The 14,318-nt window shown below is 47.7% G+C and carries 15 protein-coding genes; 4 read left to right on the top strand and 11 right to left on the bottom strand.

The window, feature by feature from the left end; all coding sequences use genetic code 11:
- Positions 1-193: 193 nt before the first annotated feature.
- The 7 genes from QUB10_RS11100 to QUB10_RS11070 form a co-directional block, all read right to left on the bottom strand.
- A complete protein-coding gene (locus QUB10_RS11100) occupies positions 194-3,517 on the bottom strand; it encodes an AAA family ATPase (protein ID WP_333202030.1) in 3,324 nt (1,107 codons plus the stop codon).
- A 64-nt stretch (positions 3,518-3,581) separates the two neighbouring features.
- Positions 3,582-3,923, bottom strand: a complete 342-nt coding sequence (locus QUB10_RS11095) for a type II toxin-antitoxin system PemK/MazF family toxin (protein WP_190657517.1) — start codon at positions 3,921-3,923, stop codon at positions 3,582-3,584.
- Positions 3,916-4,191, bottom strand: a complete 276-nt coding sequence (locus QUB10_RS11090) for a hypothetical protein (RefSeq protein ID WP_333202028.1) — start codon at positions 4,189-4,191, stop codon at positions 3,916-3,918. The genes QUB10_RS11095 and QUB10_RS11090 overlap by 8 nt, the downstream gene beginning before the upstream one ends.
- 104 nt (positions 4,192-4,295) lie before the next feature.
- The gene (locus tag QUB10_RS11085; protein ID WP_333202026.1) at positions 4,296-4,760 is read right to left on the bottom strand and encodes a type II toxin-antitoxin system VapC family toxin; all 465 of its coding nucleotides are present in this window, start codon (positions 4,758-4,760) and stop codon (positions 4,296-4,298) included.
- Entirely contained in the window at positions 4,761-5,024 is a 264-nt protein-coding gene (locus QUB10_RS11080; protein ID WP_333025420.1) for a hypothetical protein, read from the bottom strand. It lies immediately after the preceding gene.
- Positions 5,025-5,350: 326 nt separating this feature from the next.
- Positions 5,351-6,460 (bottom strand): hypothetical protein, encoded by a 1,110-nt coding sequence (locus tag QUB10_RS11075; protein ID WP_333202024.1) that lies wholly within the window; start codon positions 6,458-6,460, stop codon positions 5,351-5,353.
- Between the two features lie 231 nt (positions 6,461-6,691).
- On the bottom strand, positions 6,692-6,970 hold the full coding sequence (locus tag QUB10_RS11070) for a hypothetical protein (RefSeq protein ID WP_333202022.1): 279 nt from the start codon (positions 6,968-6,970) through the stop codon (positions 6,692-6,694).
- Between the two features lie 148 nt (positions 6,971-7,118).
- Here QUB10_RS11070 and QUB10_RS11065 point away from each other — a divergent pair, with 148 nt between their 5' ends.
- Entirely contained in the window at positions 7,119-7,658 is a 540-nt protein-coding gene (locus QUB10_RS11065; protein WP_333141825.1) for a cyclic nucleotide-binding domain-containing protein, read from the top strand.
- Positions 7,659-7,777: 119 nt separating this feature from the next.
- On the opposite strand, the gene QUB10_RS11060 is transcribed toward QUB10_RS11065, so the two are convergent.
- From QUB10_RS11060 to QUB10_RS11050, 3 genes are all read right to left on the bottom strand, one after another.
- Positions 7,778-8,191, bottom strand: a complete 414-nt coding sequence (locus QUB10_RS11060) for a hypothetical protein (RefSeq protein WP_333202020.1) — start codon at positions 8,189-8,191, stop codon at positions 7,778-7,780.
- Between the two features lie 143 nt (positions 8,192-8,334).
- Positions 8,335-9,195: an FAD-binding domain-containing protein gene (locus QUB10_RS11055; RefSeq protein ID WP_333202018.1), complete on the bottom strand. Its 861-nt coding sequence runs from the start codon at positions 9,193-9,195 to the stop codon at positions 8,335-8,337.
- Positions 9,196-9,346: 151 nt separating this feature from the next.
- Positions 9,347-9,505 carry a hypothetical protein gene (locus QUB10_RS11050; RefSeq protein ID WP_333202017.1) on the bottom strand — a complete coding sequence of 53 codons (159 nt, stop codon included), beginning with the start codon at positions 9,503-9,505 and terminating at the stop codon, positions 9,347-9,349.
- An 11-nt stretch (positions 9,506-9,516) separates the two neighbouring features.
- Between QUB10_RS11050 and ribD the strand changes: the two genes are divergently transcribed.
- Both ribD and QUB10_RS11040 read left to right on the top strand, forming a co-directional pair.
- Positions 9,517-10,692, top strand: coding sequence for a bifunctional diaminohydroxyphosphoribosylaminopyrimidine deaminase/5-amino-6-(5-phosphoribosylamino)uracil reductase RibD (gene ribD, locus QUB10_RS11045; protein ID WP_333202015.1), 1,176 nt, complete (start codon positions 9,517-9,519; stop codon positions 10,690-10,692).
- A gap of 52 nt (positions 10,693-10,744) precedes the next feature.
- Entirely contained in the window at positions 10,745-11,356 is a 612-nt protein-coding gene (locus tag QUB10_RS11040; protein ID WP_333202013.1) for a hypothetical protein, read from the top strand.
- A gap of 182 nt (positions 11,357-11,538) precedes the next feature.
- On the opposite strand, the gene QUB10_RS11035 is transcribed toward QUB10_RS11040, so the two are convergent.
- Positions 11,539-12,453 carry a PPC domain-containing protein gene (locus tag QUB10_RS11035; RefSeq protein ID WP_333202011.1) on the bottom strand — a complete coding sequence of 305 codons (915 nt, stop codon included), beginning with the start codon at positions 12,451-12,453 and terminating at the stop codon, positions 11,539-11,541.
- Between the two features lie 93 nt (positions 12,454-12,546).
- Here QUB10_RS11035 and QUB10_RS11030 point away from each other — a divergent pair, with 93 nt between their 5' ends.
- Positions 12,547-14,274, top strand: coding sequence for an NAD(P)/FAD-dependent oxidoreductase (locus QUB10_RS11030; protein WP_333202009.1), 1,728 nt, complete (start codon positions 12,547-12,549; stop codon positions 14,272-14,274).
- Positions 14,275-14,318 lie beyond the last annotated feature (44 nt).

Raw genomic sequence — 14,318 nt, 5'->3', positions numbered from 1 at the left:
CTGATTCCATCATGGTTTAGATGATGGGTCTACAGTTGCCTTCTTTTGGGAAATTAGTATCACAGAAGGCATTAGGCACTTATCCAGAAAACAGAAGGTAAAAATACCGAATTCCCAAAGAAAATAGAAGGTGAAAATACTGATGTGTTAAACTTTTTTTCTTCTCCTCCTTCCATCCGGTTCGTCAACCCTTTTAAATAGACAAGCTGATGCAAGAACCCTGAGCAGTTTTGCTTACTTCAATCCTGGCTTGAAAAGCTTCTTTCAGGTGGGGCATATGGGTAACGGTGAGGATGCAGGCGAAGTCGGAGGCGATCGCATTAATTGCAGCAATCAGCCGATCGCACCCTTCAGCATCCTGAGTCCCGAATCCCTCATCAATAATCAACATTTGCAAAGCCGTACCCGCCCGCTGAGACAGCAGTCTCGCCAGCGCCAGCCGAATCGCAAAATTAATCCGAAAAGCTTCACCTCCCGAATAAGTTTCGTAGGCGCGAGTACCGCGAGCATCAGCAATTAAAATGTCTAAAGTGTCAATCAATTTAGTTGCTTTTTTAGAAGCAGCAGCCCGCTGAGTAATAAATTGAACGTGCAATTGATTCGCGCTCAATCTCGACAATATCTGATTAGTTTCAGCTTCGAGTTGAGGCAAAACATTTTCAATCATTAAAGCTTGAATGCCGTTTTTACCAAAGGCTTGACCCAACTCTTGATAAACTCGCTGCTGGCGTTTTGCAACTTGCATTTGCTCTTTTTGAGCTACTAGCTGAACTTGCAGATTTTCCAGATTTTGCTGCTGCTGCTGGAGGCGTCCGAGACTTCCCAAATGTTGGTCTAACTGCTGGCGGCGGCGACTGATTTGCTGTTCGATCGCACTTATGCGGGCTGTGGGATCGGGATGTTCTTGCAATTGCTGGTTCATCGCTGAAGTTTGAGCGCTGACAGCTTGCAAATCTCGATCGCGCACAGCGATGGAATTTGCTATTTCATTAACCCGCTGCTGCACTTGCGGGTACTGCACAGTTGCCGATCGCAATTTTTCGGCGCGGGCGATCCAAAACTGCGATCGGCGCATTTCGCTCCGCACGTGTTCGTGCTGTTCCAAATTATAGCCAATTTCCGCAATGTATCTATCTAAAGATAGAATTTGCTGCTGTATTTCCGAGCTGTTTTTTTGCTGTTCTAACTGTTGCTGTACGGTGGCTAATTGAGTTTGCAAATCCGGGCGACGGGCATTAATTTTATTAAGTTTCTGCTGAGCGTCTTTGATTTGAGCTTGCTTAATTTCCGCCCACCGCAAGCGCTTTTCATCGCTGCGGGCGAGGGAGTGGCTGCGATCGCTGTAATTGAGCTGTTGCAGTTGCTGTTCGATTTGCTGGAGTTCGCCCAAATCCTCCGCTGCATACTCGCCGGTGCGTAGCAACCGCTCTATTTCTGCCGCGTCTTGACGCATACTTTGCAGTCGGTTTTCATCTTGACTCAGGCTATCTAATTGTGCTTGTAAATGGCTGCGGCGTTCCCGCAATTCTTGGTAGGGCGCTAATTCCTCTTCTAGTTCGCGGTATTCATGTCTGAGAACTTGAATTTCGCGCTCGGAGACGGCTAACTGTTCGCGGACAACCCACAGTTGGTTCCAGATTTCCTGCTGTTGGGTGTGGTGTTTTGTGACTACTAAATTCCAGTAGTGTTCGTCTAAAGGTCGATCGCACAAAGGACAATTGCCAAAATTTGTATCCCGCACCATTAAAGGCGAATTCGATGGCTCGTTTTCCGCAAAATTCGAGGCTTTACCTTCACCTGCGGTTTTTTCTCCTTCATGTTTCCGCAGCAGTTGCAGTTTTTGGTCGATCTCGGCGAGTCTGGTTTGATAGTCGCGGCTTTTGGCTTGCAGGTTTCCTAGAAAGTCGTGCCTTTCTTGACCTTTTTCGCGGACTCGCTGCTGATAAACTCGCTTGTTTTCCAACTGCAAAATTTGATTGGCGATGGCCGAGATTTCCTGCTGTAACTGCGGCTGTCGCTGCTGCTGCTGAACTTGCACCTGTCGGTTGATTTCCTCTAAGCGGGCGGTTAAACCGGCGCGGGCGCGATCGAGCTTTTGTTGCTTTTGCTGCTGCTGTTGTAACAGTGGCGAAACTTGCAGTTGCAGTTGCTCTAGTTCGTTGAGGCGCGATCGAACTGCTTGCAACTGTGCGAGTCCTTTGTCAACCTCCGGCTGCTGTTTGAGAATCTCCAGAACATCTTTTTCATCTTGTTCTAAAACCTCTAATTGAGCTTGCAACTGCTGAATTTTGCTTTGCAAAAAGCTCAGTTCTTGCCGCTGCTGTTCTTGCAATTGTTGGCGCTGACTTTGGGCTTGTTGGTTAACCTTGAATTTACCAGCCAGAGTTTCTTCTGTTGCTTGCAAGCTGTGGAAATACGCGATTCCTGCTGTTATTTCATTTTCTTGGACTAGGAGGGCTTGCAGCTCATTTTGCTGCTGTTTGGCGGCGCTGAGTTCTTGCTGCAAGCGGCGGCATTCTTGAGTGATATTGTAGTGCTGTTGCTGGTGGCCGGCGAGGAGTTTTTGCCAAGTTTGGCGGTTGTGGTGCAGGAGTTGCAGTTGCTGCAACTCGGTTGTGTCGGCTTGCTGCTGCTGCTGAAGCAAATCGGTTGCTTGCTGCAATTGAGTTTGTTCTGAGGCGAGAGCTTCTTTTTGTTGCAGTTGCTCTTGTACGGTTAGCAAACTCTGTTTGAGCACTTCGACTTGAGCTTTAAATTGTTTGGAGGTATCTTTGGCTTGTTCGGATAAAGTATCGTAGGAGTCGAGCTTGAGCAGGTTGGCTAAAACTTGTTTGCGTTCGATCGGCTTTTTGAGCATAAATTCATCAGCTCGCCCCTGTCGCAAATACGCCGAGTTGATGAAAGTATCGTAATCTAGTTTAATGTGTTCGAGGATTTTTTGCTGAGTTGTTCTCAGACCTTTGTCTGTGAGCGTGCGAAAATTCACCCCCCCCGACCCCCCCTTACTAAGGGGGGGAGAAGAATTCACTTCTTCTGTGTTCGCTTTACCAAGGGAAGAATTCACTTCTTGTGGCCCCCCCTTACCAAGAGAAGAATTCACTTCTTGTGGCCCCCCCTTACCAAGGGAAGAATTCACTTCTTGTGGCCCCCCCTTACCAAGGGAAGAATTCACTTCTTGTGGCCCCCCCTTACCAAGGGGGGGGAAGGGGGGGTTTGTTGCTACTTGAAATTCCAAACTTCCCGATTGTCCGCGTCGGCGGTTGCGAATCACCCGGTAGATTTGGCCGCCGGTGGAGAAAGTGAAATCAACGCGCACATCAGTTTCGCCGATATGGATGATATCGTCTTCTGTATCGCTGCGGCAACAGCCCCAAAGTGCCCAGGATATGGCTTCTAAGAGGGAGGATTTGCCAGCACCGTTAGGCCCGCAAATGCAAGCAGTGTGCAGGCCGCGAAAGTCTAAAGCAGCTTCGCGATAGCTGAGAAAATTTTTGAGTGTAAGTTGTATAGGAATCATTTAGGCCATCGCGCCATACAATCTATCTATAAATAACACTATTTGTACGCTGTTGCCTAGTTATTCAATCTAGATCCAGAACAATTGTCAGTGCTTCTGCAATTTCTTCCATAATTGTCTCGGACAGGGTTCCGAGTTGTCGGACAAATCTTTGTTGCGAGACGGAACGGACTTGAAAAGTATCGGCGGCGGAGAGTTTCGCCAAGCCATTTTCGCCACTCGGTTCTAGTCGAACCATCCAATTTCTCTCGGTGTATCGCTCTTTCCAGTCAGTGATGGGAACAATAACTTCAAGCAGCAAAATTCCCACCGTTTCATCGCTGACAATTACTACCGGACGGGTTTTGCCGATTTCGGCGCCCACAGTAGGTTCAAGCGCAACCAGCCAGATTTCGCCTCTACGCATTAGTTTTTATCCCTGCGTTCAGGTATTCTTCCTCGGATTCAAAATAGGGTTCGCTGTCAGCAGACCACAAATCATGTAAAGCACCTCCCGGCATATAATCTTGGACTGCTGCTTCTGCTGCGGCTCTGAGTCTCCGCTTTCTCTCAGCTTTGCGCTGGGCTTTTTCTTCTATTTCTTCGCGCATCATCCGCGAAGCTGTTTCGATGATTTCTAGGCGTTCTTCTGCTGTCAGATTTTTGAGTGCAGCTAAGATTTCTGTTTTGGTCACGGTTTTTTCGGGTGGTTGGTGAGAAAGTACGATCGATCCGGGAGCATCCCGATACTCGGCTACAAACGAGATTTGTGCTGTTTTTACTGTACGGGTTTGCGACCTTACGGGTAATTGTTGGGATTTTCAACTATCAAACCCTCACTTGTTGCTGCTGCATTCAGCTCCCCGTCAGCAGATACAAAAGTCATCGCAGGCAAACTGTTAGCTGTGCAAAGGTTATTTATGCCACAGCCTGTTGCTAGCTGCACAGCATCATAGCCTCGCAATCCGTAGGTTTCAGCTAATGCCATTGCAGAGTTAATAATGCTTTCCGTGAATTCTACAACCTGATACTCAGATTGTAGGTCACTCCTGAACTGATTGCACGCTGCTGTAGCATCTGTCGCATTGATACTTCTGCCGCGCGACCTTCTGGTAATTGCAGCAACAATTTCAACACTTGTAATAGCAGCAATCAATATATCGTTGTTAAGTGCAGGATCGCACAAACTCAAAACCCATGCCGAACCTATTTCATTAATGTAGCGTTTGACCAGCGCACTGCTATCTACAAAATAAATTGTCATCTAGCGGCGTTCCTCAATAATTGTCTCAGACACAGGCTTGCCCTGTACCTGAATTAGTCGCCGTTCTGTTTGCTGACTCCCAGAAGAATGCTTGATTTTTTTGACTAAACCAGAAGTTAACAGCGCTTGGTGCAATTTTGTCCGTTGAGCAGTTTGTTCTTTCTGGGCCAGATATATCCCTATAGCGCGCTCTAGTTGCTGTAGTTCTAGCAGTTCCAGAGTGTCAAGCTGATTGAGGATTTTGTTGAAGATTCCCTGCGGCATAGGATTCTACTTTTTACACTTGGCTAGTCTGTCTATTATACAACTATCAGACTTGCACACTGTCACGAATATTCCGGCTTTCTGGACTTAGATTGATGGCTGAAACGACCTATTATCATTCATTGATCGGGCTTGTGCGTCCAGGACGAGTAAAGAAACCAGGTTTCTACGAAGATTTCCAACCCTACATTACCGGTCTGTGCTTATGGCGCACCCTACATCATCGCATAGATAGGCAGATTTTCCATCATCAAAAAGGGTTGACTGTATTCCTACAGCCAACCCCCCACATATTTATTTGTCGTGCGTTTGCTCAAACAGCAACACTACCGGGCAATATTCGGGAACGTATAGCCGACACCGACCAACAATCCCACTTCAGCTCCGTCTACAAAACCAACATTCAGTCCCGCTGTTGCTGTAAAATTTCTCGTCAGCGGCACATCTACACCCCCCGAAATCAGGAAGCCCAAAGTACCGTCATCCCCGGTAGAAATTATCACGCCAGCACCTGCATAAGGAGCAGCAGTAATCACAAAATCCTCGGTGACTTCGACGGTATTTTGAGATACAAAATCGAAGGTAACGGGAACTAGAAAAGCTAAGTTGTCGCGGAACAAAACAGTCGGTCTCACCGACAAATTGTTCGTCAAACCGATTTTGCTAATAATCGCAAAAGAACCGTCGCCTAAAGCTGAATCTCCGCCAAAACCTAGATTGCCGCCAATGCCGATGTAGCTGGGCCCAGAACGGGTAGCTCGGCCTGGTCGGATTTGAGTTCCTTGAGCTACTTTTTCAGTTGGTTCCGAGACAGTTGCCGGTTTTTCAGCAACTTTCGGTTGGTTTGTCAAAGCTGAGGCGGAAGTGCTGACAGGATTGCTCAACAATTCTTGTGCGGTTTTGACTTCTTTTTCTTCTTTGGTTGCAGTCGGTTCAGAATTATTGCTCTCGGCAACAATTGAGGTAGGTCGATCGCTCTTTTTGACAGTCTCGACTGTTGACTGCACTTTCACACCATTATCAGCAATTTTAGCGGTTTCTTCCGAATTTTCAGTCTCAGCAGCAATGGATGTATTTTGCGCTGTTTCTGTCTCAGCAATTTCAGATGTTGCTGCTGCCGATTTTTCGGGTGCAGCCATAGATACTTGCAAGTTGGCGGCCGGTTCAGAGGCGACTGGCTCTGCCGCTTCTGTTAGTTCGCTCCAACTGATTGAATCAATTTTTTTATTACTAGCCGTTGTTTCTGCGTCGGGTTTAACTGCTGAAGTTGCCGCTGGCTCAGAAATTTGGTCAATATTTTGAGCTGCGATTGTTGCAGTTGTAGCGACATCGGGCAAGTTGCCAGTTTCAGCTTTCGCTGACATGGTACTGAAACAAACAGCTAAAGCTGCAAGATTTATTAACGCAAAAGTAGACTTGGAAAATAGACTATTCATAGCAACTCCTCAATGAAGGGTGTGTTAAAAGTGTAAGTGTTTGAGGGAGAACGTCGAGAGCTTTGGGAAAAAAAGACACAAATATGAGTTGTGTTGTTCCTACATTGGCACTCAACCGTTGAAGAGTCAACTCTCAAGCTGATTAGATTTAAGAACTGACGGCAGGTTTAGAGGCTAATTTAAATTTACCGATCGATCGGCAAAAAATCAATCCTAGGGATGATTTCATCCTTAATCCTGTTTAATTGAGGGGTCGGGCGCGCGTCTCGCTTGCATTCTAGAATACTGTACTTGGGGGCGCTGCACTCGCAGCCACGCCGAAAAAATCCTGTTTTTGAGCGCGCACCAGCTCGAAACCAAGAGACAACAAGCTTTCAAAACTGTTTTGGCAGCCCCGCCGTCCACAGCAAGTGCAGTTAATACAACGCGATCGGCTGCTACACAGTCCCTGACAAGTAATGTAGAATAATACCACCGATCCGAGAAAGATTTGTGGCTCGATCGTGTCAAAATTACTGAATATTATGAAAATTGTGTAAAATTTACTGTTCTATTTGTAAAGTTTAGCCTTCGCTTTCGCTCAGGGTCTGACCATCTCACAACAGCACGCAACTAAACAAGTAAAAAAATACAAATTCTCTCATCTCAACCTGACTTTATGAGCAAAGTTCTAGTCATATTAGGCGAATTGAGCGATCGCGACATCGATTGGATGCTCGCCAACGGCACCCGCACCCAAGTCCTCCCCGGCACAACCCTGATCACCGAAGGTAAGCCCTTAGACGCCCTCTATATAGTTCTGGAGGGAACTTTGAGCGTTGCTGTATCATCTTTAGGCGACAAAGAAATTGGAAAAATTATTTCCGGGGAAGTGTTAGGCGAAATGTCTTTTGTAGACGGGAGGCTTCCTTCTGCTAGCGTCACGGCAATTGAAGAGTGCCTCATCCTGTCAATTCCGAGGCGGCTGTTAACTGAAAAACTCGAGCAAGACGTGCTTTTTTCCCTGCGGTTTTATCGGGCGATTACCAAATTTCTGTCGTCGAGACTGCGGGGTACAGTCAAACGCTTCGGCGATGATAGTGATGGTTTAATATATGAAGATCCCGACGGCGAGGACGGCATCCCGCAAAATGTCGAAAATCCAGATTTGGCGGCATCGAGATTTCAATGGCTGTTGGAGCGTTTGAAGGGAAGTTGAAGGAAGAAGGAAGTTCGGCAACGGATTCGCTCGACGGATGTAACGGATGTAACGGATTTCAGGAAAAAGGAAGAAGAGAAAAGAACACCTATTTCCAATTACCAATTCCCAATTCCCAATTAGAAAACATATTTTTCAGCGACGCGCCAATAGCGAGAAAAACGCTTCAAATCAATGTAACCATCGTAGCGGACAAAGGCTTCCGGTGGCAAAACTTCTACTGGGTGCGATCGCTTAATTTTCCCGCAAATATCCTGAAACCGAGGACTGGGACTTTCGGTAGTTACCACTTGATTCGCGCCGGATTCGATCGCAAAAGCGATAACTTCTGCAGCCACATCGCCCCGCCGAATAACTACCGACAACTCCAGCAAACATTCGTAAATAAAAACCATTCGTTTGAGACTCAACTGCCATTCATCAATCAGCGCATCATCCCAAACCCAGATTGCCGGTGCCTCTGGGTGCGCTTGAAAAGCCGGGCATTCAGGACTCAAACAGTCACCGTGCAGCCAAATAATCGGATTGTTCATAAATTAGTAATTGTTAACTGTTGACTGTTGACTGTTGACTGTTGACTGTTAACTGTTGACTGTTAACTGTTAACTGTTGATAACTAATGACTAATGACTAATGACTACTGACTAATGACTAATGACTAATGACTAATGACATTTTAATTTCTGCGACCTTTTTTAGGGCGATCCCAACTTTTAGAACCGCCACTACGATCGACCTTTTCTCCATGAGGAAACAACTGCCCTTCCAAATATTCGTAAGTTCCCTCAAAATCGCATTGCCCATACAGAGGACAATCGCGACAATAAACCGCTTTAGTGTAACGCTCCAAATTTTCCCGATTAAAAAAATAAGGTTTGTGACTAAAAGTGCTTGCTACCCACTGCCAAGAAAGATTATTGCTCGCCGGATCTCCATCTAGCAAATGTTGCAAAAACCAGCGAGCTCCGGCTTGCCACCGCACACGGCGCCAGTGTACCAGATAAGCGGCAGTCCACATCCGCTGGTGATTGTGCAAATAACCAGTTTCTCGTAACTCGCGGCTGAAACTGTCGATGCAAACCAAACCAGTCGAGCCCTCGACGACATCCTGCGGCAGAGTTTCGCTGTAATATGAGGCAGTGTAACCAGTTTTGTAGGGTTCCCGGTCTTGCCAAATCCCGTTGCCCAATTCGGCATACAGTCGCTGCCAATAATCCCGCCAACCCAACTCGTTGACGAGTTTTACGGCTTCTTCTGGATGACGCACCTTCTCCAGTACGGCATCCCGGACTTCGGCAAGACTCAAAACCCCGTAGCGCAAATAGGGCGACAAGCGCGTTACCGCACCGTTGAGGAAATTGCGGGTTGAGGCGTACTGGCCGGGATCGACTTGTTGCAGGGCTGTCTCGGCTGCTTTCCGCCCCCCTGGGGTTGGGGGTACGCTGCTGTCGCGGGCGGCGGCTTCGGGGAACTGTTCACGCACGTAGGCAATTAATTCGTCGCGGTTGGCAAATTCCCGCTTCATGTCCTGACTCATTGTTTTTTCAAGCGCCTGCTATTCTTTCCTCATGTTAAAGCTATTCGATCGAGCGTGCGGGTCGATCGGCCTAAATAGCCCTTCACTCCTGGTAACTCACATCTTGCACCATTGTTAGCAACAGGCTTTTCGGCCTGTTCCACAAGAAAATTTATCTTTTGTGGAACAGGCCGAAAAGCCTGTTCATAAAGGCTAATTGAGAATGGTGCAATATCTCAGTGGTAACGTACAGTTTGCCCCAGCAGCAATCGATCGTCGGTTCGTAGCCAAAATTAGCATCAAAGTCAGTACACTCAGGGATAGATATCATAGCAAAATCTCATGGAAACTTTTCCGGCGCACGCTAAAGCGATCGCCAGCTTAGCTAACCGACAGCAGCAAGGTACAAAACAACTGGAAAACAGCGAAGTTCAAGAGTTCGATCGAGCCATGATGCGCCGCTGCATAGAATTGGCTCGCCGTGCTTTGGGCAAAACCGCACCCAACCCCCTTGTCGGTTCTGTAATTGTCCGAGACGGCAAGATTGTCGGCGAAGGGTTTCATCCCGGTGCCGGTCAACCTCACGCCGAAGTTTTTGCGCTCCGGGAAGCGGGGGAACTTGCCGAAGGAGCGACCGTCTACGTGAACCTGGAACCCTGCAACCACTACGGCAGGACTCCCCCCTGTTCTGAAGCTTTAGTTAAGGCCAAGGTGGCAAAAGTAGTGGCTGGCATGGTCGATCCGAATCCTTTGGTAGCTGGAACTGGGCTGGCCCGGTTGCGAGAGGCTGGCATTGAAGTGGTGGCGGGAGTGGAAGGGGAGGCTTGCCAAAAACTCAACGAGGCTTTTGTGCACCGGATTTTGCACCGCCGGCCTTTTGGAATTTTGAAATATGCAATGACTTTGGACGGTAAAATTGCTACCAGTAGCGGCCACAGCGCTTGGGTGACAGGCGAGGAGGCTCGCAGCGAGGTTCACCGGGTGCGCGTCGGATGCGATGCTGTGATTGTTGGGGGAAATACGGTGCGTCTGGACAATCCCCTACTGACGAGTCACAAGCCTGATAGGAATAATCCCCTGCGGGTGGTGATGAGTCGCACTCTGGATTTGCCGAAGTCGGCTTGGTTGTGGGAAACCTCTGTGGCGGCTACTTTGGTGCTGACTGAGCCTGGGGTTAACCCGGAATTTCAGGAATTTTTGATCGCCAAAGGGGTGGAAGTTGTGGAACTCTCGCCTCTGACACCGACTAATGTTATGGCTTATTTGTACGATCGATCTTTTCTTTCTGTACTCTGGGAGTGCGGCGGCACTTTGGCCGCTCAGGCAATTGCTGAGGGTGCAGTTCAAAAAATTATGGCTTTTATTGCTCCTAAAATTGTCGGTGGCCAAGGAGCTCCAACTCCTGTGGGAGATTTGGGCTTTTCGGCAATGACTCAGGCTTTGACTTTAGAGCGGGTTTCTTGGCGCGCGGTGGGTGCAGATTGTGTGGTAGAGGGCTATTTAAAAATTAAAGATTGAAAGTTAAAAGCGAGTCTTTTGAGTTTTTGATTTTTAACTTTTAACTCCTTTTATGGTTGAAATTCTGATTTGGAGTTTGATGCTTGGCAGTCTCGGCTTGGAGGCTGCGGTTGTGGGTCTTTTGGTGAGCTACGAGCAATTGGATGCGGGGCAAAAATGCGATGAGGAGGAGGAAGTTTTGACTCGGTACGAATCTCAAGAGGATAATTTTAATACGCCTGAAAATGCGCGAGCCAATGGCAATCCCAAACCCGCTCCCAATTCTGTTGATTTGACGGTTTGGGAGTACAAGATTGTGCGGGCTAGCAACGATTTGTTCCGCAATCCTGCGATTTTTCAGAAGCTATGCCGGGAAGAGGCGGAAGTTGGCTGGATTTTGCTCGAAAAGCTAGACGACAGGCGGGTGCGGTTCAAACGTCCGATCGCGCTGCGGGACGCGCCGATGCCTAATTTACCACTGTTTGACCCTTACCGCACTCATTACGGCCCAATCTCGACTGCGATGAATTGGGCTGTGGCGATCGTGTTTCTGAGTGCGATCGTCCTTCCTGCTGTTTTGGGCTATGCTTTGGTGTCTACTACTCTAAGCAGAAGTCGCTCTAATTGGCCTCCGGCACCTGTTCAATCTTTGCCTTCTCCCAGCGAGCCAGCAACTAATAAGTGAAACCTTGGCAAATTGTCGATCGTCCTTTTTGCAACCTGTTTTATAGCAAGTCTAAATCATTTGTGAACCAGATGTTTTTTACGAACCGCGAAGGCGCAAATACCGCGAAGCAAGAGAGGAGAATTGAGGGAAAATCTGGGTTTTGGTGAGTGATTTAAGCTTGCTATATACGTTGTTTTGATTTAAATTTCGGGCGGTATTACTGAGGGAGCAGCTAGCAATCTCAAGTCATAATTTGTATCGCCTTGAAATTGAGAAACGCGGACAAAATAAGTCCCCGCAGGTAAAGCCCCATTGCTGACAATTGTTTCTGATGCCGTGCCTAAATTGTTAGACGAAGCAATAATATCGTCTAATCCAACTGCGCCGTTGCCGTTGAGATCCTGAATTAATTCTACATCAACATCTGCACTCAAGCCGTCAACAGTTACACTGAAAAGGCTGGGAGTATTGAGGATGAAACTGTAAATGTCGGCGGGTTCAGCAGATCCCACAAAATCGCTCGCAGTTTGAATTTCAGTCAGAATGCCCAGGCTTTTTGCTGCGTTCAAATTGTCGGCGGGATCGGGGAGAGTGCTCAACAGTCCTTCTTGTTGACCGAATTGAATGTAATGGTCGATCGCACTTTTAACTGCGCCGCTATTGACTGCTGCTGCTACCAGCGGATATTTTTCTAGATAAAAGCCGGGATCGAAGAAAATGCTGGCTTTGCGGTTTTCTAATTGACCGGCTTTGAAGTAGTGTTCAAATGGGGTAAATTGATTTGTTTGGACTGCAGTCAGCACGTCTGGGTTGCTTGTTAGATAAAAATTAACATCGAAGAATGGGTTGGGGTTGCGTAGTTCAAATTGACCGAATCTGATAAAGTGATCGGCCCCTGAAAAGCCGTTGAGTTTGGCTGATACCGCTACATCTGTATTGGTGTCTAAATAATAGCTGGCGTCGAACAGGGCATTTGGGTCGCGATTTTCAAATTTGCCAATTTTTCGGTAGTGATCGAAGGGACTCGATACCGTGCCTCTGGCAACTGCTACGGCGACATCTGGGTTGTTTTCGAGATAAAATTTGCTGTCGAACAGTGTTCTGAGGGTTAGCATTATTAAAAAAATCTCTCTGGACTTTAGTCTGGAAAGTGCACGATCGAGAATCCAGTTTACATCAAAGTTTTGTTTTGTGAGGATGTCTTAATTATGGCTAAGTCTGCACTGATGGCTATGCTGCGCCGCGCTGCGAGTATTGCCCAGAAATCAAGGGAAACGGGCATTCCGGCTGATGAACTGCTGGGGATGCTGACCGTGAAGCGAAGCTATCCCGTAGGGAATCGCATTCCTAATTCTGCCATATCTCGTCGCCAGTTGCTGCACGGGGGTTTAGCTGCTGCGGGGGCTGCCGCTGCTGCGACTTTTACCAGGGATGGAGGGGGAGCTTTTGCTCAACAGGGCGGACGATCGCCCATTTTGGTTGTGGGTGCAGGGATTGCGGGTTTGACGGCGGCTTATCGCTTGCGTCAAGCGGGTGTGCGCGCCGATATAATCGAGGCAACTAACCGCGTGGGGGGGCGGATACGCACTATTCCCAAGGTGGCTGGAACGCTAATTCCGGCGGATTTGGGGGGAGAATTTATTGACACCGGTCATACTAATTTAATCTCGCTGGCGACGGAATTGGGTTTGCGGGCGATCGACTTAGCCCAAGTGCAGAGTGGACTGGTGAAGGATACTTTTTTCTTTGAAGGACGGCGCTTTTCTCTTGAGCAATTAATCGCCGATTTTGCGCCCCTAGCTAGTAAAATTAGTGCAGATTTACAGGCGGTTGGCGATGAAATTAGCTATCTTGATTTTACGGAAGCAGCGGAAAGATTGGACAATCTTTCGATCGCTGAATATGTAGACAAAGCTGATACTAGCACTATTGTCCGGCAGTTACTCCGCATTGCTTATACGGGAGAATACGGTCGAGATCCTGAAGAACAGTCGGCGTTAAATCTGCTTTTTTTAATCGGTGCTGAATCTGGCAGTTTTGAATTGTACGGCAACAGCGATGAGCGTTATCAAATTGACGGCGGCAACAGTCAAATTATCAACAGTTTAGCCGGTCAATTATCTGGTTCGATCGAGGCGGGGACGGTTTTGGAAGCGATTACTCTTTTGCCGGATGGCCGCTATCGCGTAAATTTGCGATCGGGACAAAGCGCCTTCGATCGCACTTACGAGCGAGTTTTGTTAACTTTGCCATTTAGCACTCTGCGAGACGTTAAAATTAACGTACCTTTGCCCCAACCGAAGCGTAGGGCGATCGAGCAATTGGGTTACGGTACTAATTCTAAGTTAATTACTGGCTACCGCAGCCGAATTTGGCGGGAACTTTATCGCTCGACTGCTTCTGTTTATAGCGATTTAGGATTCCAGAGTACCTGGGAAGCTACGCCTTTCGCCCCTACTCCTAACGGTTTAGTTACTAATTTTACAGGAGGAAAGCAGGGTTTGGCGATCGGTGCGGGAACTCCAGAAGACCAAGCACAAAGATTTTTAAACCAATTTGAAAGAGTTTTTCCCGGAGTGAGAAATTTGCGATCGGGCAAAGCTGTGCGAGCATATTGGCCGGGAGAACGCTTTTCTAAAGGTTCTTATTCCTGCTATTTAGTCGGACAGTGGACGCAAATGTACGGCGTTGAAGGCGAACGAGTTGGCAATTTATATTTTGCCGGGGAACACACTTCGCTGGAAAATCAAGGTTACATGGAAGGCGGTTGCGAAACTGGACAAAGGGCGGCTTTTGAAATTTTGCAAGACTTGGGTTTGATACCTTCTGCTAATGCTTTGAATGCTCGAACTGCGAGTAGTTTGAACAATCGCCGTCCCAGCCGGAAAATTCCGGGAGCGCGGAATCTTGGGAATAGAAAGCCGAGTATTAGATAATCTCGTAAGGTGCGTATTTAATGCTTGTTTGCCGTTGCTCCTAG

This window comes from Microcoleus sp. B5-D4 (genome assembly GCF_036705145.1).
Classification (GTDB): Bacteria; Cyanobacteriota; Cyanobacteriia; order Cyanobacteriales; family Microcoleaceae; genus Microcoleus.
The sequence above is the reverse complement of the archived record's forward strand: the minus strand, read 5'-3'. Positions and strand labels throughout refer to the sequence as shown.